This is a genomic window from Gordonia sp. BP-119 (assembly GCF_016924115.1).
Lineage (GTDB): Bacteria > Actinomycetota > Actinomycetes > Mycobacteriales > Mycobacteriaceae > Gordonia > Gordonia hongkongensis.
In genome coordinates this window covers 75,169-97,759 of sequence record NZ_JAFFZF010000018.1, presented here as the reverse complement: position 1 = coordinate 97,759, position 22,591 = coordinate 75,169, and the positions used below count along the sequence as shown (strand labels likewise).

Annotated in this window: 18 protein-coding genes and 1 pseudogene; 7 read left to right on the top strand and 12 right to left on the bottom strand. The window is 68.1% G+C overall.

The features are described from left to right. Window positions 1–192 precede the first annotated feature (192 nt). From JW364_RS12520 to JW364_RS12480, 9 genes and pseudogenes are all read right to left on the bottom strand, one after another. Window positions 193–1,020: an alpha/beta hydrolase gene (locus JW364_RS12520; protein WP_205334395.1), complete on the bottom strand. Its 828-nt coding sequence runs from the start codon at window positions 1,018–1,020 to the stop codon at window positions 193–195. Window positions 1,021–1,055: 35 nt separating this feature from the next. Further along, window positions 1,056–1,892, bottom strand: coding sequence for an alpha/beta fold hydrolase (locus tag JW364_RS12515; RefSeq protein ID WP_205334396.1), 837 nt, complete (start codon window positions 1,890–1,892; stop codon window positions 1,056–1,058). A 145-nt stretch (window positions 1,893–2,037) separates the two neighbouring features. Continuing rightward, a complete protein-coding gene (locus JW364_RS12510; RefSeq protein WP_205334397.1) occupies window positions 2,038–4,755 on the bottom strand; it encodes a fumarate reductase/succinate dehydrogenase flavoprotein subunit in 2,718 nt (905 codons plus the stop codon). Between the two features lie 7 nt (window positions 4,756–4,762). Further along, window positions 4,763–5,539, bottom strand: a complete 777-nt coding sequence (locus tag JW364_RS12505; protein ID WP_240199022.1) for an ABC transporter ATP-binding protein — start codon at window positions 5,537–5,539, stop codon at window positions 4,763–4,765. A gap of 23 nt (window positions 5,540–5,562) precedes the next feature. Beyond that, window positions 5,563–6,420, bottom strand: coding sequence for an ABC transporter permease (locus JW364_RS12500; protein WP_205334398.1), 858 nt, complete (start codon window positions 6,418–6,420; stop codon window positions 5,563–5,565). Then, entirely contained in the window at window positions 6,417–7,856 is a 1,440-nt protein-coding gene (locus tag JW364_RS12495; RefSeq protein ID WP_205334399.1) for an ABC transporter substrate-binding protein, read from the bottom strand. The genes JW364_RS12500 and JW364_RS12495 overlap by 4 nt, the downstream gene beginning before the upstream one ends. A gap of 83 nt (window positions 7,857–7,939) precedes the next feature. After that, window positions 7,940–8,167: a ferredoxin family protein gene (locus JW364_RS12490; RefSeq protein WP_010843879.1), complete on the bottom strand. Its 228-nt coding sequence runs from the start codon at window positions 8,165–8,167 to the stop codon at window positions 7,940–7,942. Continuing rightward, window positions 8,164–8,856 carry a GntR family transcriptional regulator gene (locus JW364_RS12485; RefSeq protein WP_307814781.1) on the bottom strand — a complete coding sequence of 231 codons (693 nt, stop codon included), beginning with the start codon at window positions 8,854–8,856 and terminating at the stop codon, window positions 8,164–8,166. The genes JW364_RS12490 and JW364_RS12485 overlap by 4 nt, the downstream gene beginning before the upstream one ends. Window positions 8,857–9,102: 246 nt before the next feature. Next, window positions 9,103–9,554: pseudogene (locus JW364_RS12480) on the bottom strand (alpha/beta fold hydrolase); the annotation flags it as partial. Window positions 9,555–9,610: 56 nt separating this feature from the next. Here JW364_RS12480 and ilvD point away from each other — a divergent pair. Further along, entirely contained in the window at window positions 9,611–11,326 is a 1,716-nt protein-coding gene (ilvD, locus tag JW364_RS12475) for a dihydroxy-acid dehydratase (RefSeq protein ID WP_065631105.1), read from the top strand. A gap of 130 nt (window positions 11,327–11,456) precedes the next feature. Then, on the top strand, window positions 11,457–11,723 hold the full coding sequence (locus JW364_RS12470) for a lipopolysaccharide assembly protein LapA domain-containing protein (protein ID WP_137810943.1): 267 nt from the start codon (window positions 11,457–11,459) through the stop codon (window positions 11,721–11,723). Window positions 11,724–11,759: 36 nt separating this feature from the next. Here JW364_RS12470 and JW364_RS12465 read toward each other — a convergent pair whose 3' ends face one another. The 3 genes from JW364_RS12465 to JW364_RS12455 all read right to left on the bottom strand — a co-directional run bounded on the left by JW364_RS12465 (window position 11,760) and on the right by JW364_RS12455 (window position 15,018). Next, window positions 11,760–13,010 (bottom strand): triacylglycerol lipase, encoded by a 1,251-nt coding sequence (locus JW364_RS12465; protein ID WP_205334401.1) that lies wholly within the window; start codon window positions 13,008–13,010, stop codon window positions 11,760–11,762. A 112-nt stretch (window positions 13,011–13,122) separates the two neighbouring features. Beyond that, window positions 13,123–13,770, bottom strand: coding sequence for a bifunctional 2-polyprenyl-6-hydroxyphenol methylase/3-demethylubiquinol 3-O-methyltransferase UbiG (locus JW364_RS12460; RefSeq protein WP_205334402.1), 648 nt, complete (start codon window positions 13,768–13,770; stop codon window positions 13,123–13,125). Window positions 13,771–13,854: 84 nt separating this feature from the next. Further along, the gene (locus JW364_RS12455) at window positions 13,855–15,018 is read right to left on the bottom strand and encodes an aminotransferase class I/II-fold pyridoxal phosphate-dependent enzyme (RefSeq protein ID WP_307814780.1); all 1,164 of its coding nucleotides are present in this window, start codon (window positions 15,016–15,018) and stop codon (window positions 13,855–13,857) included. 94 nt (window positions 15,019–15,112) lie between these two features. Here JW364_RS12455 and JW364_RS12450 point away from each other — a divergent pair, with 94 nt between their 5' ends. The 5 genes from JW364_RS12450 to JW364_RS12430 all read left to right on the top strand — a co-directional run bounded on the left by JW364_RS12450 (window position 15,113) and on the right by JW364_RS12430 (window position 22,590). Then, window positions 15,113–15,904 (top strand): LLM class F420-dependent oxidoreductase, encoded by a 792-nt coding sequence (locus JW364_RS12450; RefSeq protein WP_165629357.1) that lies wholly within the window; start codon window positions 15,113–15,115, stop codon window positions 15,902–15,904. Window positions 15,905–15,997: 93 nt separating this feature from the next. Continuing rightward, the gene (locus JW364_RS12445; protein WP_205334519.1) at window positions 15,998–18,040 is read left to right on the top strand and encodes a TPM domain-containing protein; all 2,043 of its coding nucleotides are present in this window, start codon (window positions 15,998–16,000) and stop codon (window positions 18,038–18,040) included. Window positions 18,041–18,225: 185 nt separating this feature from the next. Continuing rightward, window positions 18,226–20,319, top strand: a complete 2,094-nt coding sequence (locus JW364_RS12440) for a PhoX family phosphatase (RefSeq protein ID WP_205333795.1) — start codon at window positions 18,226–18,228, stop codon at window positions 20,317–20,319. A 260-nt stretch (window positions 20,320–20,579) separates the two neighbouring features. Next, on the top strand, window positions 20,580–21,383 hold the full coding sequence (locus tag JW364_RS12435) for an SDR family NAD(P)-dependent oxidoreductase (protein ID WP_205333794.1): 804 nt from the start codon (window positions 20,580–20,582) through the stop codon (window positions 21,381–21,383). A gap of 79 nt (window positions 21,384–21,462) precedes the next feature. Next, on the top strand, window positions 21,463–22,590 hold the full coding sequence (locus tag JW364_RS12430) for a DUF5938 domain-containing protein (RefSeq protein WP_065631111.1): 1,128 nt from the start codon (window positions 21,463–21,465) through the stop codon (window positions 22,588–22,590). The last annotated feature ends 1 nt before the right edge of the window (window position 22,591 follow it).

Genomic DNA, 22,591 nt, shown 5'->3' with positions numbered 1-22,591 from the left:
CCACCAAGGAACCCCAGTGAAAAGGCTGACACAGGTCAGCGAATACCACACGCCCACAACACAATCAGGCGATCACGCGCCCCAACCCCACCCCACCTGAACCCCTTCCACGGATTCAGGCTCAGGGAGCAGGACTGCCGCGCCCTCCGCAAGCTCCGAGCGCTCCTCAGGGAGCGGGGATGGCGTTTATGTTCACGCCGGCAACGCTCCCCGCGCGGAGTGCTCCTCCGCCCACCGGAGCGCGTGGTCGGCGACCTTCTCCCACCCCGGCTCACCGCAGGTCCAGTGCGACCGCCCGGGGAACTCGTAATACTCGGTCAGCGCCTTGGACCGGCGGTACTTCTTCGCGTTCGACTTGTTCACCGCGGGCGGCATGATGTGGTCGGCCCCGCCGGCGATGAACAGCAGCGGTGCACGGTCGTCGCGCCGATAGTCCACCCAGGTTTCCTGATGTCCCGGGGTGAGGTTCGCGAACACGCCGTACTTCCACACCCACGATCCGGGCGCGGCGATCGCGTACCGGTCGTACACCGCGCGCGAGTCCTCGTCGTTCAGGGTGTTGGTGAAAGCGTAGTGCCACTCCTTCGGTGTGAAACCGGCCGCCTTGTGGCGGTTCGAGAAGCGCTTGAGGATCGGGAACAACGACTTCACCTGCGAAAGCGGCTGCTTCCGTACGCCTTCGGTCGGCGCGGAGTTGATGGCCACCGCAGCCGCACCGAGCCCGCGGTCGACCAGCAACTGCGTGAGCACGCCACCGAAGGAATGCCCCATGATGATCGGCGGCGACGGCAGCGCGCGGATGATCCCGGCAAGGTGGTCGACCGTCGCGGGCACCGTGAGATCCGCGATCACGTCGGAGTTCTCCCTCAGGGACTCGACTTCCACCTCGAAGCCGGGGTAGGCCGGGGCGATGACCCGGTACCCCTTGTCCTGGTAGTACGCGATCCAGTCCTCCCAGGATCGAGGGGTCACCCACAGGCCGTGGACGAGGACGATGGTGTCGGGCGACGGTGTGGTCATGTGCTGTCTCCGATTGTCAGGGCCCGGGCGTGGGCTCAGGGGGCGGTGTAGGTGTCGAGGAACGCGAGCAGATCGTCGTTGAGCTCGCCCTTGTGCGTGTCGGTGATCCCGTGAGGTGCACCGGGATAGACCTTCAGCTCCGCGCCGTCGACCAGTTCGGCGGAGGCCTTGCCGCCCACCTCGAACGGCACCACCTGGTCGTCGTCGCCGTGGATGACGAGAGTGGGGACGTCCACGCGTGCGAGGTCGGTCCGGAAGTCGGTGGCCGAGAACGCGGCGATGCTCTCGTAGGCGTTGTGCGCGCCCGCCTGCAGGCCCTGTCGCCAGAAGGCATCGCGCATGCCCTGCGACGGATTCTGGCCGCCTCGGTTGTTGCCGAAGAAAGGCCCGTCGGCGAGATCGCGATAGGCCTGCGAGCGATCGGCGGTGGATGCCGACCGGATGCCGTCGAACACCTCGATCGGGACCCCGCCGGGGTTGTCGTCGGTCTGGAGCATGAACGGGGGTACCGCGGAGACCAGCACGAGTTGCGCCACGCGATCGGTACCGTGCCGCCCGATGTACCGGGTGACCTCACCGCCACCGGTGGAGAATCCGACGAGCGTGAGTTCCTGCAGATCGAGATGCCGGATCAGCTCCGCGAGATCGTCTGCATACGTGTCCATCTCGTTGCCCGACCATGTCTGCGACGACCGGCCGTGTCCGCGACGGTCGTGCGCGATCGCCCGATACCCGTTCTGCGCTAGAAAGAGCTGTTGAGCTTCCCAGCTGTCGGCGTTGAGCGGCCACCCGTGGCTGAGCACGACCGGGCGGCCGACACCCCAGTCCTTGTAATAGATCTCGGTTCCGTCGAGCGTGGTGACGTAGGGCATGGGTCCTCCGGTGTCGATGTGGGATCACCGTAGGAGGAAACCGGAGCGCCGATCGTGTCGAGGCTGCACGGTTCTGTGCTGTCCGTGACGCGGACCGGTTGTGGAGGCGGTCGTGGCTCGGCGCCTCGTGCCCCCGCAACGTTTCTCAGTGTGGGGCGAGCGAGCTCCGCAGACTCCGCCGGACCGCGGCCCGGACGTCGGCGTCCGGGTCGTCGGCGGCCCCTTCGAGAATCCGCCGGACCACCGGATCGTCACTCCACTCCGCGAGGGTGAGTGCGGCAGCACGCCGGACGTCGTTGTGGACATCCGCGATGGTCTTTTCCAGCGCCGAGACCGTCGTTTCGTCTCGTGCGATCGCGAGCCCCCGCGCCGCGCCGACGCGCACCTGCCATGCGGTCTCCCGTAACGCACGGACGAGGACCGGGCCGTCGACAGCGCCGTCACCCACGACCGCCATCGCGGAGAACGCCGCGGCCCGGACGAGGGGATCTCGGTCGGCCGCCAGTGTCCGCACGGCCTCCACACCACCGCCCCCGACCGTCGCCAGTCCGTCGGCCACCGCGATCCGGACCTCACGGTCGGGATCCGTTGCGAGGCCGGCGATCAGCTCGGACTCGTCCCGTGACACCAGCGCGCGGATGGCCTCGGTCCGGACGCGGTGGTCGGAATCCTCTGTGGCGGAGGCGAACAGGTCCACCCGATCAGCGCGCACGGCGCGCAACAGGTCGACGACGGTCGCACGCACGACCGGGTCCGGGGACTCGGCGTGATTGGCGAGCGCCGACACGAACTCCGCGGTCGGGTCGATGATCTCGACGAGTTCCCGCAGCCCCGGCGTCGCCGCTCCGCGGACCGGTGCCACAGCGTCGGCCAGCGCTCCGACCACGGCCATCTCGAACCCGTCCGGGGTGTTCTCGGTCAGCACCGCGATCGCGGTTCGGCGGACCGTCGGATCCGGGTCTGCCAGATAGCCGGCGAGATCGGCGGCGTGGGTCACCGAGGTTCCGAGCAGTTCGACGATCCTCGGTGACGCCGTTGCCGTGGACTCGTCTTTCAGCGGGGTCTCACGCACCGGGCTCTCGACACCGCGGTATCCCGGGCCCGTCGACACGACCGGTTGTTCGATCGCGATCACCGTGCGGTCGGCCGGCGGGATGTGGTCCAGCCCCTCGACATCGACCAGGAAGGGTTCGACCGGCCGACCGAGGAACTCCATCGTGCCGTCGGCGGCCTTGCGGACGTTCAGGTGGTAGCCCCACTCGTCGTCCCGGCGCTCGGGGAGATCGGCACGCTCTTGATAGAGACCCCACCGACTCTCGGTGCGTGTCAACGAACTACGGGCCGCCAGTTCGGCGCAGTCGCGGATGAACGACACCTCCGCACACCGCATCAATTCGTGCGGGGTCCGCCCGCCCATCTGCTCGATCTCCGAGCGCATGCGCTCGAAGGTCTCGATGGCGATGGCGAGCTTGTTCGACGTCTTCGGCGGCGCCACATAGTCGTTGACGAATCGGCGCAGCTTGTATTCCACCTGTGGCTGGGGTGGACCGTCCGGGTGGGTCAGCGGTCGGTAGATCAGCTCGTGGGCGGCGCGCAGCTGGTCCATCGGCAATTCGGTGGGCGCAGCCAGGTCGCGGGCGGTGTCGCTGGCGTGCTGACCGGTGAGCTCGCCATAGACGAATGCGCCGATCATGTAATTGTGCGGCACGCAGGCGAGGTCGCCGGCCGCATACAGGCCGTCGACGGTGGTGCGGCCATGCTCGTCGACCCAGACGCCGGACGCGGAATGTCCGCTGCACAGACCGATCTCGGAGATGTGCATCTCGATGTCGTGGGTGCGATAGTCGTGTCCGCGGTTGCTGTGAAACGTTCCCCGCGTGGGTCGTTCGGTGGTGTGCAGGATCGACTCGAGCGATTCCAGCGTCTCGTCGGGAAGATGACTGACCTTGAGATAGATCGGGCCGCGAGCCGACTCGATCTCCGACTTCACCTCCGCCATCATGTCTCCGGACCAGTAGTCGGAATCGACGAATCGCTCTCCGTCGGCGTTCACCTGATACCCGCCGAACGGGTTCGCCACATACGCACACGCCGGGCCGTTGTAGTCCTTGATCAGCGGGTTGATCTGAAAGCACTCGATGCTGCTGAGCTCCGCGCCCGCGTGGTAGGCCATCGAGTAGCCGTCACCGGCGTTCGTCGGGTTCTCGTAGGTGCCGTAGAGGTACCCGGAGGCGGGCAGGCCCAGGCGACCGCACGGCCCGGTGGCGAGGATGACCGTCTTGGCCCCGATCTCGACGAACTCGCCTGTGCGCGTATGCAACGCGGCCGCACCCACCGCGCGCCCGCCCGCGGTCAGGACCCGCACGGGCATCAGCCGGTTCTCGATGGTGATCTTCTCGCGCATGTCTCGCTTGCGCAGGACGCGGTACAGGGCCTTTTTCACGTCCTTGCCCTCGGGCATCGGCAGGACGTACGACCCCGACCGGTGCACCCGGCGGACCGCGTACTCGCCGTACTCGTCCTTGTCGAACTTCACGCCGTAGCGCTCCAGACGCCCGATCATTGCAAAGCCGCGAGTCGCCGTCTGATACACCGTCTTCTGGTTCACGATGCCGTCATTGGCTCGAGTGATCTCCGCGACGGAATCCTCGGGGGTGGCCTTGCCGGGGATGACCGCGTTGTTCACGCCGTCCATCCCCATGGCGAGGGCCCCGGAGTGGCGAACATGCGCCTTGTCGAGCAGCAGGACCGACGCGCCGTTCTCGGCGGCGGTGAGAGCCGCCATTGTCCCGGCGGTCCCGCCGCCGATGACCAGCACGTCACAGTCGAGCCGACTCCGGTCGGCGATGTCTGGGATATCCACTGCCGGTTCACTTCTCCAATGCATCGAGGATGGTGCGGCGCAGCCGCCGGGTGGCGTCGTCCCCGCGGCGATCCGGGTCGCGAGGGTGCGGGACGTCGACGGTGGCGCGGACGGCCTCGCCCGCACGGCCCAGGACGACGACCCGGTCGCCCAGCAGCAGCGCCTCGTCGACGTCGTGGGTCACGAAGACCACCGTCGACGGATGCGCCGAGAGGGTCTGCAGCAGCAATCGCTGCATGGCGGCCCGTGTCTGCGCGTCGAGCGCCCCGAAGGGTTCGTCCATCAGAACCGCTCTCGGCGACCCGGCGAGTCCACGGGCGAGCTGCACGCGCTGACGCATGCCGCCGGACAACGACTTCGGCAGGTGGTCGGCGAAGCCGTCCAGACCGATCTCGGTGATCCACTGCTCGGCCTGATCCCGGCGGTGTCGCCGCGGGACGCCGCGCAATGTCAACGCCAGCAGGATGTTCCCGCGTACCGTCCGCCAGGGGTGCAGCGCATCGTCCTGGAACACCATGGCCCGATCCCGAGACGTGGTGCCAACCGGGTCGCCGTCTGCGAGGATTCGACCGCCGCGGAGCGGCAGGAGACCCGCGACGGCGCGGAGGATCGTGGACTTCCCGCACCCGGACGGTCCCGTCAGGACGACGATCTCGCCGGCGCCGACGACGAGGTCGAAACCGTCGATCACCGTCGAGTCCCCGTAACCGATCCGAATGTCCTCGAGATCGAGCCGCATCGCGGCGACCGAGTCCGCCGTCAATTCCGTTGTCGTGGGGGCCATCGTCGCTCCTGCCGTCGTCGGGGTCATCGTTGCTCCTGCCCTCGCGGCAGCCAGCGGGTGACCCGCCGACCGATCACCTCGATCAGCCCCGACGTCAGTGCGCCGAGCACGCCGATGGTCAGCATGCCGACGAACACCTGCGGGTAGTCGACCACCGTGTACGCCTGCCACGTCCGGTATCCGACCCCGAGCCGGCCGGAGATCATCTCGGCGGAGATGAGGCAGATCCAGGCGACGCCGACCCCGACCGACAGCCCGCTGAACACACCCGGCGCGATGCCGGGCAGGATCACCCGGAGGACGACGTCTCGACGGGTGCCGCCCATCGTCCGCACCGAGTCCTCCCAGATCGTGGGCAGCGCCCGGACGGCATGGCGGGTCGCAACGAGGATGGGGAAGAACGCCGCGGCGAAGGTGATGAAGACCATGCCGGCCTCGTCGGTCGGCAACACCAGGATCGCGACCGGTACCAGGGCGATCGCCGGGATCGGACGGAGCACCTCGGTGAGGATGCCGACCGTGAGTCGCGCTGTCCCGGAGCGGCCGAGGGCGATTCCCACCGGGATGCCGACGCAGACCGCCAGCGCGAATCCCGTACCGATCCGGATCAGCGACTGGCCGAGATCCAGGTAGTACTGCTCGGTGCCGAGAGCTGCCCAGAACGCCTGGCCGACGTCGGTGAGCGAGGGAATGGTGTCGAACCTGGCCCACAGGACCACATCGTGCGTGGTCAGCAGCTGCCAGACAGCACCGGCCACCACCAGGACCAGTATCCGGACTCCCCAGTGCCAGTACCGGTTCGACCCGTCCGGGGTCCGGGCCGGCACCGAATCGGTGGCCGTGTCGTCGACGGCGACCGATCCGATCGTCGCGGTGGTCATGACACGACTCCGGCAAGTGCCTGCTCGTACGTCACGTCGACGGCACCGGGATGCGTCGCGCGGTACTGTCGCGCGCTGTCGGTCGTGGTGAACGCGACGTACCGGTCGCCCTCCCGCAGCCACACCGCCTTGTCGGCGAACCAGCGGGTCCCGAGCTGCGGGTCCGAGATGTAGGCGGCCCGGACTTCCTGCCCCTGTCGTCGAGCCTGTGCGACCGCGCGCAGCAAGCAGGTCGGATCCGCGGCGGGTTGGGTCCGTTCCTGTCCGCGCAACCAGAGCTCACCGGCGGTCGCCGGGTCGACCGCGACCCCGCAGATCGGATCGTCACCACGGGTGACGGAGGCATTGCCGGTGCGGCTCAGGGCTTCCGAGTAGTCGGCGCCGTCCGCGGCGAAGGTGTCCTGCAGCGGCCCCGGATCGACGAAGGTGTCCAGGTCGATCTCGTGGGGGAAGCTGCCGATGGACTTCAGGTAGGGGACGTCGTTGCGCAGCGCCTCGACGAGGTCCGACTTGATGGCCGGATTGAAATCCGTTCCGCCCGGGCCGTTGTAGAGGTAGACGACCTCGGCCGGGAGACCGCTGTTCTCCGCGACGAGTTCGGCGGCCGCGAGCGGGTCGCGGGTCAGGGACTCGGTCGAATCGAGCTGCGCGCGCAGGAAGGCCTGGACCACGTCCGGGTTCTTCTGCGCGTAGGCAGATCTCGCGACGACGCCGTGCAGGGTCGGAACCCCGAGCTGGGCTCCGTCATAGAGCAACCGTGCCTTGTCCTGGAAGACCAGGAGTCCGGGCCAGGCCACGAACTGGGCCAGGGCATCCGCCTTGCCCGACTCCAGCGCCGACGCGCCGACCTGCGGCTGTTGGTTCTGCACCTGCACCCCGGTGGTGGGGTCGATCCCGGCGCGGTCGAGGGCCTGCACGAGCGTCCCGTGACCGGCCGATCCGACGCTGGCCGAGATCGACTTGCCGCGTAGATCGGCGATCGTCGTGGCCGGTGAATTCTGGGGGACCACAACCATGTTCAGCGAACCCCGCGGGCTGGATCCCGTGACCGACAGCATCTCGGTGCGGGTCTTCTCCTCGGCACCGGCACGGGATCCGTTGATCAGCAACGGGTAGTCACCCATCGACCCGATGTCGATCTTGCCCGCGATCATCCCGGTCGTGATCGGCGCGCCGGTGTCGAAGTCCTGCCACTCGACCGTGTACTCCTGGCCGGTCCGCTCGGTGACCTCGGCGAGCCGCTTCTCGAACTGACCTTCCGCGCGGAGCAGGGTCCCGGCGGTCACCGTGTTGATCGTCTTCGACTGATAACCGACGACGACCCGGATGGCGTCGGTGTCACCGGTGTCCTCGAGCGAGCAGGCGGCACTGCCGAGGGCGACGGCGAGCGTGACGGTGATCGCCGCCAGTTGTCGGGATCGGAGACGTGTTCTCATCGGACGTCCTTTGGGCTGGGACCATGGGCATGGGTGATCGCCGCCGGTTGCGTTGCAGTACCGGCGTTGTGGGGCAGTAGATTTCAGCGGAGCAGATAGGGCATGTTGACGGTGACCGCACCCGTCGGGCATCGGACCGCGCACGGCCCGCAGTACCAACACTCGTCGACGTGCATGAAGGCCTTGCCCGATTCCGGGTTGATCGCCAGCGAGTCGAGAGGACAGACCTCGACGCAGAGGGTGCAGCCCTCGATGCACAGCGATTCGTCGATGGTGACCGGCACGTCGACGCGGTTGTTGACCTGACTCATGAGCCGGCCGCCTCGCGTCGGGCGGTGCTCCGCAGACAGACTCGGTCACTGCGCATCCGGATGTACTCGAGATCGACGGGGCGGCTCTCGTGCGCGAGGTGGGTCAGCCGTTCGAGGAGCAGCAGCGAGGTACCCGAACCGATCTCCAGATGCGCCGCCGAATGCGGATCGGCGTCGACGGCCTCCACCGTCATCGTTGCGTGTCCGAGGGGTCCGCCGGCGATCTGCTCGAGAAGCGTGAACACGTCGTTGTTCTCGAGGTCGTGCTCGAGCAGCGGGATGCCGAGGTCCGGCACGAGATACGTGATGTCCAGGCTGATCGGCTCGTCGTCGAGGTAACGCAGCCGTTCGATGTAGACGGCCTGCGTGTCGGCGAGTTGCAGCCGTCTCGCGACGGCGCGGGGGGCATCGACGAGGGTGGCGATCTTGACCGTGTTGCGCACCTCGCCGTGCATGCGGAATGTCTCTTTCAGTCCCTGCAGGGCATCGAGCCCATGATCGAGTTTGCGAGCCACCACATGGGTGCCGACCCGTGGCGCTCGCTCGATCAGTCGTTCCTCGGTGAGGATCGCGAGTGCATCGCGGATGGTGTTGCGGGAGACATTGAAGTCGGCGATGAGGGTGCGTTCATCGAGCGAATCGGCGAGGTCGCCGTCGTGGATCTGTCGCCGGAGCACGTCGGCGACCATACGGGCGTTGTCCGCCCGGAGCCGTCCGGCTGCTGTGGTCCTGAGCTGCATGAATGGCACGATAACGCGATCGCGCCGGCCCCGGAACGCCTGTGCGCGGCGCTGGTCGCGGCCCGGGGTGAATGCGCCACCGGCGGTACGCCGTGACCTGCGGCCCGTGCTCGGCCGCAGGTCATTGCGCCACCCTCGTGCGCCTCGGTCCGATTAGAATCACCGCGCTCACAATGCGGTGTCGGCCCCCCCGGGTCAGCGCGGTTGCGTCGCGTCGGCCGCTCGCAGCACCGTCCGCGAGACCGCGTCGGGGCGCGACACCAACGACGCGTGCGAGGCGTTGACCTCGGCGGTGCGCCCGGGTACGGCTCGTCCGGCCAGGAAGCGCTGCAGCGCCGTGGGATCACCCGATCCTGCTGCGAGACGAGGTACCAGCTGGGCACCCGTGCCCACGACGGCGGTCCGGACGGTTCCAGGTTGGCGCGGAGCGCGGCGGATTTCTGGTGGGCGAACATGTCGGCGGCGACCGCGGGCGACACGTCCTGCGCGAAGATCTCCCGGAAGTACGGGCGCGCGATGTAACCGTCGACGTTGCGTCCGGCCACGCCGGTCGGGTCGTTCTCGACCACCGTCAGCTGCAGGGCCGGCGGAAGGAGCCGGCTACCGGGATAGGTGATCGGGTTCAGCAGCCCCTGGACGAACTCGCCCGTGGTGCATCGGGTGTTCCGACCACTCGCCGGCGATGACCACTACTCTTGCCCTCATGACCAAGCGAACCGAACCGGACGCCGAGATCGACATCAAACCGCGTAGTCGCGACGTCACGGACGGCTTGGAGAAGACCGCGGCCCGCGGCATGCTCCGCGCGGTGGGCATGGGCGACGACGACTGGGTGAAACCGCAGATCGGCGTCGGGTCGTCGTGGAACGAGATCACGCCCTGCAACCTGTCGCTCGACCGGCTGGCCAAGGCGGTCAAAGAAGGCGTGCACGAGGGCGGCGGGTATCCGCTCGAGTTCGGCACCATCTCGGTCTCCGACGGCATCTCGATGGGTCACGAGGGCATGCACTTCTCGCTGGTGTCCCGCGAGGTGATCGCCGACAGCGTCGAAACCGTCATGAGCGCCGAGCGGTTGGACGGTTCGGTCCTGCTGGCCGGTTGTGACAAGTCCCTGCCCGGCATGCTGATGGCGGCGGCCCGACTCGACCTCGCGTCGGTGTTCCTCTACGCCGGGTCGACGCTGCCCGGATACGCGACGCTGTCGGACGGCAAGGAGCGTCAGGTGACCATCATCGACGCCTTCGAGGCGGTCGGGGCTTGCTCGCGCGGACTGATGAGCCGGGAGGACGTCGACACCATCGAGCGCGCGATCTGCCCGGGTGAGGGTGCGTGCGGCGGCATGTACACCGCCAACACGATGGCCAGCGCGGCCGAGGCACTCGGGATGTCCATCCCGGGCAGTGCCGCGCCCCCGGCCCCGGACAAGCGCCGCGACCAGTTCGCCCGCCAGAGCGGGGTCGCCGTCGTCGAGATGCTGCGCCGCGGGATCACCGCGCGCGACATCATGACCCGCGAGGCCTTCGAGAACGCGATCGCCGTGGTGATGGCGTTCGGCGGCTCGACCAATGCGGTGCTCCATCTCCTCGCCATCGCCAACGAGGCCGAGGTCGAACTGTCGCTCGACGATTTCATCAGCGTCGGCAGCCGGGTTCCGCACCTCGCCGACGTCAAGCCGTTCGGCCGGCACGTGATGACCGACGTCGATCGCATCGGCGGTGTGCCGGTGGTGATGAAGGCACTCCTCGACGCGGGCCTCCTGCACGGCGACTGCCTGACGGTGACCGGATCGACGGTAGCCGAGAACCTGGCGCACATCGCGCCGCCGGACCCGGACGGCCAGGTTCTGCGGGCCACGAAGTCCCCCATCCATCCCACCGGCGGCATCACGATCCTCAAGGGATCGCTCGCACCAGAGGGCGCGGTGGTGAAGTCCGCCGGCTTCGACTCCGACGTCTTCGAGGGAACGGCACGGGTTTTCGACCGCGAACGCGCCGCGATGGACGCACTCGAAGACGGCACGATCACCGCCGGGGACGTCGTCGTCATCCGGTACGAAGGCCCGAAGGGCGGACCGGGCATGCGGGAGATGCTCGCGATCACCGGCGCCATCAAGGGCGCGGGTCTCGGCAAGGACGTGCTCCTGATGACCGACGGCCGGTTCTCCGGCGGCACCACCGGTCTGTGCGTGGGTCACATCGCGCCGGAGGCCGTCGACGGCGGACCGATCGCTCTGGTCCGCGACGGCGACCGGATTCGGCTCGACGTCGGCCGCGGTCTCCTCGACCTCCTCGTCGACGACGACGAACTCGCTTCGCGCGCACAGGAGTTCACTCCCCTGCCCCCGCGGTACACGCGCGGCGTGCTGGCGAAGTACTCCAAGCTCGTCACCTCGGCGTCGCAAGGGGCGGTCTGCCGCTGATCGCGGTACCGGTCCCGCTGGACCCCTTGAACCCCGGTGCCGGCGTCAGGTTGCGGTTTGTCCCGGATTGCGGGACAAATCGCAACCGGATCTCCGGTGACCGCCGTCGAATGCGCCTACAGTCTCTGGCATGGCCAAAGACCGTGGCACCCCGAAACCCGCGACCGGGAAATCGTCCGCGCTGTCGAAGGTGTCTTTGCCGCAATGGATTGCGCTCGGACTGACCGTTCTCGCGGTGGTCTTCATCGTGCAGAACCGGACCACGGTGCGCATCGACCTGTTCTGGGTGAGTGTCGAATCTCCGCTGTGGTTCATCCTGGCCGTGGTCTTTCTCGTCGGCTGGGTCGTCGGCGTACTCGCCGCGCGCGGACGTTACCGGCAGCGGCGTCCGCACTGAGTTCGACGCCGCTTCGTCGGCGAAACCCGCGCGGTCTCACGACGATCGGCCGGGCGGCAGCTCCTTTCGCGGGGTGAGGTGGCCGAGCAGCCAGTCGTAGATCGCGTCGTTGTTCAGCAGGGTGAAATGGTGTGCGTTGCCGATGTGGAACCCCTCCTGGAACTTCAGCCCGCGACGCTGCCGCGTGTGCTGCCCGCGCCCACTCGGCGCGAGCACCAGGCCGTCACCCAGCAGACGCCCGACCGGGTGGTCGGGGTCGCGGGTGATCGTCGCGGTGACGAAGAGATGGCGAGCGCCCGCCAGCAGCGGCACGTCGGCGCCGGGCGGCTGTGACCACGCGTCCGGGTCGTGACCTATCCAGTCGTCGTCGGTCAGGCTGCCGTGGAACAGGTCTCGCACCCCGGCGCTGCGACGACGCAGCAATGAGCCGATCGGGCGGGTGACCGGCGTCCGGTTCAGCGCATTCGTGGCCAGGTGGACCCCGCGGGCCAGTGGAGCTCCGAGGTGCGGCGTGCCGAGGCACACTGTCTCCGACACCAGGCCCGTCCAGTAGTCGCCGCGCTGATCGGCTGCGTGGCAAGCACTTCGGACGACCAGCCCACCCATCGAATGCCCGATGAGGGTCAGTCGTGTCACCGGCGTCGGCCAGAGCAGGACGAGTGCGTCGAGAAGGTCGGCGAGGGCGCGGCCGTTCTCGCTGATGTGGCGACCGGTGTTGTAGCGGACCTGGACCTCGGTGGCGCCGATGTCGTCGGTCAGCCGCTCGCCGTATGTGGGTTGCTCACCTAGAGACCACGCGAACTCCGACTCCATCAGGCCGTGCAGGAACACGACGACGTGTCCACCCGCGTCGGGGAAGCCATCGCGGAGCGATCCGGCGTCGAGGGAGACCGGCCGGCCGTCGACGCGGATCGACATGTCGGCCGTGAGGGGCGAGTGCACGGTTTCCAGTTCATCGCCGATGAGACCGTTGAGGATGCCGAGGAGCACCGCGCCTCGAGGGGTGTGCGAGGGCGCGCGGCCCTCCGACCAGGGCACATGGTCCGCAGCCGACCGGCCGGCGTCGAGGGCAGCGGTGATCGAGTTGTACGTCCCCTCGCTGACGGCGTCATGCACCATCCGCGCGGTGTCGACGGAACTCCCCAGGACAGGCCGGAGCATCCGGAAGACGCCCCCGGCGATGACGCGGTGCATCGCTCCGACGCCGCGCGTCGCGGCGCCGGCCTCGTACAGCCCGAGATCGGTGAGGGCCCGCAGCTCGGACTCACGCGTGGTCGTGGCGGTCATGCCCCGAGTGTACAGATGTGCACTCAATTGCGGACCGTCCGATCACAATCGCCGGGCAACGCAGATCCGATTGCGTTTTGTCCCGGCTACCGGGAAAAAACGCAAGGGGATCTCAGGCGGCCAGTCTCCGCGCCCGGAACACCACGTCGTGGGTGTGGTGACCTCCTCCTGCGGCCCGTCCACGTGCCCGCGTCTCGTCGGTGACGATTTCCCAACCGTCGCCGAGCAGTCCCGCGAAATCAGCGGGTTGGACGTAGGCATCAGGGTCGAAGCCATGTGCACGCACACCCTCGGGGGCGTGTGCCACGACGAGCAGGGACCCGCCGGGGCCGACGGCTTCGACCAGCCGCCGCGCGGCGTCCAAACCCTCCTTCGGGATCGGAAAGTAGTGCAGCGTCACGAGGTCGACGCTGGCCGCCGGGACGTCATCGGCGATCACGTCTGCACGCAACCACGTGATCGACGGCCGCGGGTCGATCTCACGGGCCCGATCCACCGCGACCTGCGAGATGTCGAGGGCCGTGACCTGCCATCCGCGATCGGCGAGCCATCGGGCGTCGGCACCCTCACCCGACCCGACGTCGAGCGCGGTGCCCGGTTCGATGTCCGACACCTCGGCGACGAGCGCGGGGTTGACGTCGGAGGTCCACAGACGGTCCGCGCTGCGGTACCGCTCGTCCCACCCTTCGGCGGTTCCCGGATCGTTGCTCCCCCGGGACTCGGTCGCGGCCTCGGGGCGATGGCTGTTCTCGGTGGTCATGCCTTCGACTGTGGCACGCACCGTCGTGAGCGGCAAGGACGGTTGCCGATCCGGCAAGAAGTGATGGTGGAGGGAGACCCCGGGTCAGTGCACCACGCCCGCGATCCGCCGGATGGCCTCGGTCAGCACGTCGGCCGAGCACGCGACGTTGAGACGGGCGAACCCCGCCCCCGGTCCACCGAAGGCCGGTCCGTAATGCAATGCAACGCGCCCCCGTTCGAAAATCGGGAGTCCCGGGTTGTCGCCCAGTCCGGTCTCGCGGAAGTCGAGCCAGGCGAGATACGACGCCTCCGGCCGCGTGTACCGCACCGTCGGAAGATACTGCGCGAGCAGCAGTTCGAGGAGATCGAAGCTCTCCCCGATGACCTCGAGGGTGGCGTCGAGCCACTCATCACCGTGCGCCAATGCCGCTTCGGTCGCAGCGCGGCCCAGAATGCTCGTGCGATAGCGCACCTCGTCGGGTTGCCGCGCGATCAGAGCCCGGCCCCGATCCGACGCGACAACCGTGAGCGCGCACTTGGCACCGGCGAGATTGAAGGCCTTGCTCGCCGAATGTGCGGCCACGCCGACGTCACGCGCCGTGTCGCTCACCGCGAGGAACGGGACGAACTCCACGCCGGGGTGGACGAGCGGCGCATGGATCTCGTCACTGACAACGGTCGCGCCGTGTGCCGCGGCCAAGTCGGCCAGTCGTGCGAGGTCGGTGGCGTCGTGGACGAGACCGAGCGGATTGTGCGGGTGACACAGTAAAACCGCCCGGGCGCCGGCGGCGAGGGCGCGTTCGATGCCCGCCAGATCCATCCGCCAGGCCGTCGACGACGACCCGCGTTCTTCGAGAAGGGGCACCTCGACGACGCGACCTCCGGCCTCCGGGATGAGTTCGAAGAACGGCGGATAGACCGGGGGCATCAGCACGACACCGTCGCCAGGACTGATCGCGACGCGCAGACTCTCGACGATGACGACGCTCACGTCGGTCGTCGAGCTGACGTCAGCCGGATCCACCCGCCACCCCCACCGACGGTCGGCGAACCCGGCGAAGGCCTCCCCTGCCGAGCCCGAGGTCGCCGCGTAACCGATGTCGGACGCACGTACTCGGTCGATGATGGCGTCGGCGACCACCGGTGCGAGCGGATAGTCCATCTCCGCGATGAACAGCGGTAGTACGTCGTCGGGGTGCGTGCTCCACTTCGCGCTCGTACGACGGCGTAGTTCGTCGAGCGGCGGTGCGACCGGTCTGATGCTCACCGCTACTTCGTACCGCCGATGCCAACGTGGCACCACCAGTGCGCGGCCACCATGTCCGTCGACGATTCCGCCGTCAGCGGGCAGACTGGTCGGCATGGCCTTCCCCATTCGCATCGGTGTCCAGATCCAGCCCCAGCACGCACCCGAGTACTCGCTGATCCGTGACGCGGTCCGCCGCGCCGAGGACACGGGCGTCGACATCGCGTTCAACTGGGATCACTTCTACCCGCTGTACGGCGCCCCCGAGGGCGAACACTTCGAGTGCTGGACGATGCTCGGCGCCTGGGCCGAGCAGACCTCCCGGGTGGAGATCGGTGCGCTCGTGACCTGCAACTCGTACCGGAATCCGGAGTTGCTCGCCGACATGGCCCGCACCGTCGACCACATCAGCAACGGCCGTCTGATCCTGGGCGTCGGAGCCGGCTGGTTCCAGAAGGACTACGACGAGTACGGCTACGACTTCGGCACCGTCGGTTCCCGGTTGAACGATTTCGGTGCCGCCCTCCCGCGGATCAAGTCGCGGCTGGCCAAGCTGAATCCGGCTCCCACACGCGAGATCCCAATCCTCATCGGCGGCAGCGGCGAGAAGAAGACGCTGCGCTACATCGCCGAGCACGGCGACGTCTGGCACGGCTTCAACGACGTCGAGCAGTACCGGCACAAGTCCAAGGTGCTGGCCGAGCACTGCGCCGCCGTGGGTCGAGATCCCGAGACCATCGAGCGGTCGTCGGGCGTGCAGTTCGACGGGGACACCGACGCGCTGCTGCGCGATGCCGATGCACTCGCCGACGAGGGCGTCACGCTGTTGACCGTCGGCGTCACCGGTCCCGACTATGACCTCACCGCTCTCGAGGCGCTGTGCCGGTGGCGCGACTCGCGGAACTGACCGCGTAGCACCCGGGCGCACCCGCGCCCGGGTGCCGACACTCCCCCGAAGGCGTCGACGACACCGCACGCCCGCACGGCTAGGTTTGTGATCATGCATCGAGTGCCGGCACTTCGGGAACTGCTGACACGCGCGGCTTCGGCGGTCGCGCTGACGGGACTGCTGGGCGTCCTCATGGCCCTGGCGTCCCCCGGCGCGGCGTCGGCGGAGCCGCCCACCCGGCTGCCGAACTACGTCGTCGACTCCGCCGATGCGATCTCCCCGGCACAGCGCACCGAGCTCGAGACGGCGATCGACTCGCTCTACAACGCCCACGCGGTCCAGATGTGGATCGTGTACGTCCGCGATTTCGACGGTCTGACCAGCGAGGAATGGGCGGATCGGACCGCTGCCGCCAGCGAGCTGGGTGACCATGACGCCCTGCTCGCCGTCGCCACCGAGGACCGGGCGTATCGGTTCTTCGCACCGGACAGTGTGGGCGGTCTCGATCAATCGACTCTCGAAGAAGTGGCCAACGACGACGTCGTCCCGCAGTTGCGTGAGGCGAACTGGGCAGGTGCGGGCCTGGCGGCGGTCAACGGGCTGTCCGGCGCACTCGATCCGAACCACACCGGCCTGATCGCAGCCGGCGTCGTCGGCGGCGTGGCCGTCCTCGGCGGCGGCGGCGCGTACCTCTACTCCCGACGCCGCAGGCAGCGTCGTATCGACGACAGCGTCGAGACCCTGCGCGAGCAGGAACTGACCGTCGACCAGTTGGCCGCGCAACCCGTCGAGGTGCTCGACCCGTGGTCGCGTGAGGTGCTCACCGACCTCGACAACGCCATCCGTACCAGCAAGGAGGAGCTGGACTTGGCGGTCGGCGAGTTCGGTGAGGCCGAGACGGCTCCGTTCACCGACACCGTGCGGCACGCCGAACAGGCGCTCGGACGGGCGTTCGGGCTGCGCCAGCGTCTCGATGACAACGTTCCCGAGACCGACGACGAACGACGCTCGATGCTCGTCCAGATCATCACCACCTGCACCGAGATCGACAGCACGCTGGACGACCACGTCGAGAACTTCGACGCGATGCGCAACCTCCTCATCAATGCGGACTCGCGATTCGACGCCATCACCCAGCAACTCATCGGTCTACGCGCCCGTCTGGAGACGGCGTCGCAGCAGCTGACCGAGCTCATCGGCAAGCACGGCGAGGCCACGTTGACCTCCATCCTCGACAACGTCGATCTCGCCCGAGCCCAGATCGACTTCGCCGAGGCGACCGCGGATCAGGGGCGCGCCGCCATCACCGCGCCGGTGGGTCAGCAGGGGCCGGCCGTCGCCGCGATCAGGTCTGCCGAGGGTTCGATCGAGCAGGCGACCACGCTGCTCGACGCCATCGATCATGCAGACGCGAACATCGCCATCGCCCGCTCGCGGATGCCGGCACTCATCGCCGAGGTGGACGACGAACTGGCCGAGGCCAACGCCCTGCCACAGACCGGCGAGACCTCGCTGGTGACCGCGATCGAGGTCGCGAGCGCCGCAGTCGCGAATGCCCGCAGCAACTTCGACGCCGATCCGCTGGGTACCTTCACGGCACTCGTCGACGCCGATGCCGATCTCGACGACGCACTCGCCGCGGCGCGGGACGCCGCTGCCGAGCGCATCCGTCGAGCACAGGTCCTCACCGCGGCACTCGAATCGGCGGAGGCCAAGGTGACAGCGACCGCCGACTTCATCGGCACCCGGCGGGGGGCCGTGCAGTCCACCGCACGTACCCGACTGGCGGAGGCGCAGCGGCTTCTGCAGTCCGCGACGGACGCCGCTGCCACCGATGCACCGGTGGCGACCGCGACCGCACGTCGCGCCGGTTCCCTGGCCGACCAGGCGCTCATGGCCGCTCAGACCGACGTCGTCGACTGGCAGTCGCAACAGCGACATCCGGGCGGCTCGTCCACCGCCGGTGCGGTCCTCGGCGGAATCCTCGTCGACAGTTTCCTGCGCGGCACCGTCGCGGGACGCGGGGGTGGCTTCGGTGGCGGCGGTTTCGGCGGGGGTTTCGGCGGGGGCGGTTTCGGAAGCGGCGGACGCAGCCCCGGTTCCTTCGGCGGCTCCGGGTCCTCGGGCCGGATCGGAACCGGCGGGCGCTTTTAGGCCCCGGCGCCGGGAGCGCAGCGAGCGGGCCGGATCAGCACGGCCGCGTGATGTTCCACGTGGAACCAACAGGGGTGTTGGGCTGCCGTTAACGCTCGGGTAGCCATCGGTTCGTTTCATCCTCCTAACGTGCTCCTCGTCGTGCGCCGGCCCCGTGGCGCGACCATGTTTTCAGAGGAGCCCGTGTGCGTATTCCGTTGCAGCTGTTCATGTCCACCGGTGAGGATGCCGGACGTTCGTCCCGCGCCAACGTGACCTGCCGCTACAAGTGCGGCGACGCGTGCCGCCACGATCCCGGGAACACCAGCGACAACAACTACTTCCGGGACGTCGTCCGCACCGCGGTCTCGCGTCGAAGCGTTCTCAAGACCTCGGCCGGTGCAGCGGTGGCCGTCGGTGCGACCTCGCTCCTCGCGGCGTGCGGTGATTCCGGGTCGTCAGGGTCGGCCTCGTCGTCCAGCGGTGCGGCATCCGGAGATGCGATGCCGGGCATGAACTTCGCCGCCGTCGCGCCGAACACCGAGGACGCCGTGGTGATCCCGGACGGGTACCGCCAGGAGGTGGTGATCAGGTGGGGCGACCCGATCCTGCCCGGCGCTCCCGAGTTCGACTTCGCCAATCAGACGCCCGAGGCGCAGGCCGGGCAGTTCGGCTTCAACAACGACTTCGCCGGCCTGATCCCGGTCGACGGCGTCGCCGATCACCACTACCTGGTCGCCAACCTGGAGTATCCGACCGAGCCCTTCATGTTCGCCGGCTACAAGGAAGGCGAACCCACCGAGCAGCAGGCCCGCATCGCCATGGCGTCGGTCGGCATCGCAGTCGTCGAGGTCGCCGCGCAATCCGACAGCGGAGCTCTCAAAACCGTTGTGGGACCCCGGAATCGACGTCTGACTGCGTCGAGCCCCTTCCGCCTCACCGGCCCGGCCGCGGGCAGCGAGTTCGTCAGGACGGCCGCAGACCCGGCGGGCACCACTGTCCTGGGCACCTTCGCCAACTGTTCCGGAGGTCTCACCCCGTGGGGCACGATGCTCTCCGGGGAGGAGAACTTCAACAACTACTTCGCGAACCCGAGCACCGTCACCGATGCCAAGGCCAAGGAGCGGCTCGAGCGCTACTCCTTCGAGGACGACGGCGACGAGCACTACTGGGGACGGTTTGACAAGCGTTTCGACCTGGCCGTCGAGCCGAACGAGGGGAATCGCTTCGGTTACATCGTCGAGGTGGATCCGCACGACCCGGATTCCGTTCCGGTGAAGCACAGTTCGATGGGCCGGTTCAAGCACGAATCGGCGAACATCTACGTGGTCGGGAGCGGGCCGGACAAGGACACCGTCGTCGCCTACAGCGGTGACGACGAGCGGTTCGAGTACATCTACAAGTTCGTCTCCAGCCGCAAGATGAAGTCCGGCCTGTCGAAGACGGCCCGCGAGCACAACATGGGCATCCTCGACGAAGGCACGCTCTACGTCGCCACCTTCACCGGGGACTCCCCCGACCCGGTGGACGGCACCGGAACCCCGCCCGCCTCAGGGAAATTCGCCGGGAAGGGGTCCTGGAAGCCGCTGCTGACGGTCAATGCCGACGGTTCGGCACGCTCGTACATCCCCGGAATGTCCCCCGCCGAGGTCGCGGTGTTCACCCGGCAGGCCGCCGACACCGCCGGCGCGACCAAGATGGACCGGCCCGAGGACATCGAACCGAATCCGAAGTCCGGCAAGGTTTACTGCGCGCTGACGAACAACGATGATCGCGGCACCGATGGTGAAGCGCCTGCCGATGCGGTGAACCCCCGCAACGAGAACAAGAACGGTCAGGTCCTGGAGATGACCGACGACCACACCGGCACCGAGTTCACCTGGGAACTCCTGCTGGTGTGCGGCGACCCGGCTGCTGCCGACACCTACTACGGCGGGTTCGACAAGACCAAGGTCAGTCCGATCTCCTGCCCCGACAACGTCGCGTTCGATCCCCATGGCAATCTGTGGATCTCCACGGACGGCAACGCACTCGACAGCAACGACGGGTTGTTCGCGGTCGCCCTGGACGGCGAGCGGCGCGGGGAGACCAAGCAGTTCCTGACCGTGCCCAAGGGTGGCGAGACCTGCGGCCCGATCATCGACACCAATCGTGTCCTGATCGCGGTTCAGCACCCCGGCGAACTCGACGACCACTCCGCGGACAACCCGGCGTCGCACTGGCCCGACGGCGGACAGTCCCAACCCCGGCCGTCCGTCGTCGCCGTGTGGCGGGACAACGGAGGCGAGATCGGCGTCTGACCGCACCGCTTCATCCGAGCACCCTCGAGTCCCGGCCCTGCGGCCCGGCTCGGGGGTGTTCTGCATCTCCCACCAGGACTGTCCCGCGGTACCGAGCCGTTGAGCTGGGTCTTTCGTAGACCACACCCCGATCGTGACAGTCGTCAAGGTTTTTCTTGACGACTGTCAAGACCCAGGCTTAGTGTGGCGTGCAGCACATGTTGTCTCGACTGTGTCTTACTTCTCCGCCTCGGCCGAGGCGGTCTCACGGAGGTGGAACGATGACGAGTTATGACCTGACCGGGCGGACGGCACTGGTCACCGGTGGCGCGCAGGGTCTCGGTGCCGGGATGGCCGAGGCGCTCGCCGCAGCGGGCGCGTCCGTCGCGATCGGCGACGTGAACTCCGACGGCGGTCGGCAGACGGTCGAAACGCTTCGGGCACAAGGCGCGAAGGCCGAGTTCGTCGCCCTCGACGTGACCGACGACGCAGCCTGGGAGTCGGCCGTGGCGTCGACCGTCGAGTCGCTGGGCGGGCTCGACATCGTCGTGAACAACGCCGGCATCGAGGTGACGAACCTCCTGGTCGATCTCGACGCCGGCGAGGCGTCGAAGATGCTGGACGTCAACGTGCTCGGTACTGCCCTCGGCATCAAGCACGCGTTCCGCGCGATGCGTCCCGGCGGCATCGCAGGCAGGGGCGGAGCCGTCGTGAACATCGCATCCGTCGCTGCGACAATCGCTTTCCCCGGCATCAGCGTCTACTCCGCGACGAAGTCGGGTATCGACCGCCTCACCCGGGTGGCGGCCGCCGAATCCGGCAAGCTCGGCTACGGAGTGCGCGTCAACTCGATCTATCCCGCACTCACCCCGACCGCGATGGGCAACAAGCTTGCCGTCGAGACCGCGGCCCTGGGGCTATTCGAGTCCCCGGAGGCGGCTGCCCAGGCAGTCGCGGAGCTGACACCCCTGGGCCGACTCGGACAGGTCGACGACATGGCCGACGCCGTGGTCTTCCTCGTCTCCGACGCCGCGAAGTTCATCACCGGCGCGGGCCTCCCGGTCGACGGCGGCATGGGGATGTGATCCCACCGACGTTCACTGCCGCAACGCTTTTCCCGAACACCCGCATCGAACACCCGAACCAGACACGAGGAGTCCCACCATGCCCACTGACAAACGCGTCGTCGTCTACGGAGCGTCCGGATACACGGGCCGACTGATCTGTGAGTACCTGCGCGAGTACAACATCCCGTTCCTGGCGGCGGGCCGCGACCACGCCCGGCTGAAGAGCGCCGTCGAGGCGGTGCCGGGCATCGACACGGTCGCGTACGACATCGTCGAGGTCGAGCACACGGTCGAGGCGCTGACCGAGGCCTTCCGCGGCGCCGACGTCGTACTGAACACGGTCGGGCCGTTCGCCCGCTACGGCCACGAGGTCGTCCAGGCGTGCCTGGAGATCGGGGCCCACTACACCGACACCAACGGTGAACAGAACTGGATGATCGATGCCGAGGCGCAGTACGGAGCCGAATTCGCTTCTCGCGAACTGGTCTTGACGCCGGGCCTGGCGCAGATGTACTCGATCGGCGAGATCGCCGCGAACATCTGCCTGGAGAACCCCGGACTGGACACCCTCGACATCCAGGTGTTCTGGAAGGGCCACCCGACCGTCGCGTCGACCAACACGATCCTCACCAATGCCGCATTCGCGAAGGCGTACTACCTCGAGGAGAACGAGTACGTCGAATGGCCGGCGGACGCGGGTCTGTACACGGTCAGCGTGCCCGGTCAGCACGACCTCGGTCTCGCTCTGCCCTGGGGCGGTACATCACACCCGGTGTGGTTCAAGAACGACCCGCGCGTGGCCACCGCCAAGGCACTCGGCGGCGTCTTCAATCGGCCACTGATGCAGGGCGTTCCGGTTCTGGTGGCCGCCGCGCTCGAACAGATGGAGGGCAAGTCCGAGGAGGAGAAGTACCGGATCATCGACGAGCAGTCGGCCGCCATCCGCAGCGAGATGCCCCCGCGTGAGAACCCGCGCCTGAACACCTCGCTGGACTCGGTCTACGCCTCCGGTCCGCTCGGCCGCGCGCACTGCGTGATCCACGGCAACTCCAACTACAAGCAGACCGCCCTGCTCAACGCGCACGCCGCGAACGAACTGCTCCAGGCCCGCCCCCGCCGTGTCGGCTTCGTCTCGAGCTGCCAGGCGTTCGGCCATCGCGAATTGCTCGGCACCCTTCGCGCTTTCGGTCTGGTCCTGGACCCGATCGTCACCGTGCACCGCTGAG

Bases quoted from the DNA above. Each gene is read 5' to 3' on its own strand.
- JW364_RS12520 (WP_205334395.1), bottom strand. From the start codon at position 1,020: ATGACCACACCGTCGCCCGACACCATCGTCCTCGTCCACGGCCTGTGG.
- JW364_RS12515 (WP_205334396.1), bottom strand. From the start codon at position 1,892: ATGCCCTACGTCACCACGCTCGACGGAACCGAGATCTATTACAAGGAC.
- JW364_RS12505 (WP_240199022.1), bottom strand. From the start codon at position 5,539: ATGGCCCCCACGACAACGGAATTGACGGCGGACTCGGTCGCCGCGATG.
- JW364_RS12500 (WP_205334398.1), bottom strand. From the start codon at position 6,420: ATGACCACCGCGACGATCGGATCGGTCGCCGTCGACGACACGGCCACC.
- JW364_RS12495 (WP_205334399.1), bottom strand. From the start codon at position 7,856: ATGAGAACACGTCTCCGATCCCGACAACTGGCGGCGATCACCGTCACG.
- JW364_RS12490 (WP_010843879.1), bottom strand. From the start codon at position 8,167: ATGAGTCAGGTCAACAACCGCGTCGACGTGCCGGTCACCATCGACGAA.
- JW364_RS12485 (WP_307814781.1), bottom strand. From the start codon at position 8,856: ATGGTCGCCGACGTGCTCCGGCGACAGATCCACGACGGCGACCTCGCC.
- ilvD (WP_065631105.1), top strand. From the start codon at position 9,611: ATGACCAAGCGAACCGAACCGGACGCCGAGATCGACATCAAACCGCGT.
- JW364_RS12470 (WP_137810943.1), top strand. From the start codon at position 11,457: ATGGCCAAAGACCGTGGCACCCCGAAACCCGCGACCGGGAAATCGTCC.
- JW364_RS12465 (WP_205334401.1), bottom strand. From the start codon at position 13,010: ATGACCGCCACGACCACGCGTGAGTCCGAGCTGCGGGCCCTCACCGAT.
- JW364_RS12460 (WP_205334402.1), bottom strand. From the start codon at position 13,770: ATGACCACCGAGAACAGCCATCGCCCCGAGGCCGCGACCGAGTCCCGG.
- JW364_RS12450 (WP_165629357.1), top strand. From the start codon at position 15,113: ATGGCCTTCCCCATTCGCATCGGTGTCCAGATCCAGCCCCAGCACGCA.
- JW364_RS12445 (WP_205334519.1), top strand. From the start codon at position 15,998: ATGCATCGAGTGCCGGCACTTCGGGAACTGCTGACACGCGCGGCTTCG.
- JW364_RS12435 (WP_205333794.1), top strand. From the start codon at position 20,580: ATGACGAGTTATGACCTGACCGGGCGGACGGCACTGGTCACCGGTGGC.
- JW364_RS12430 (WP_065631111.1), top strand. From the start codon at position 21,463: ATGCCCACTGACAAACGCGTCGTCGTCTACGGAGCGTCCGGATACACG.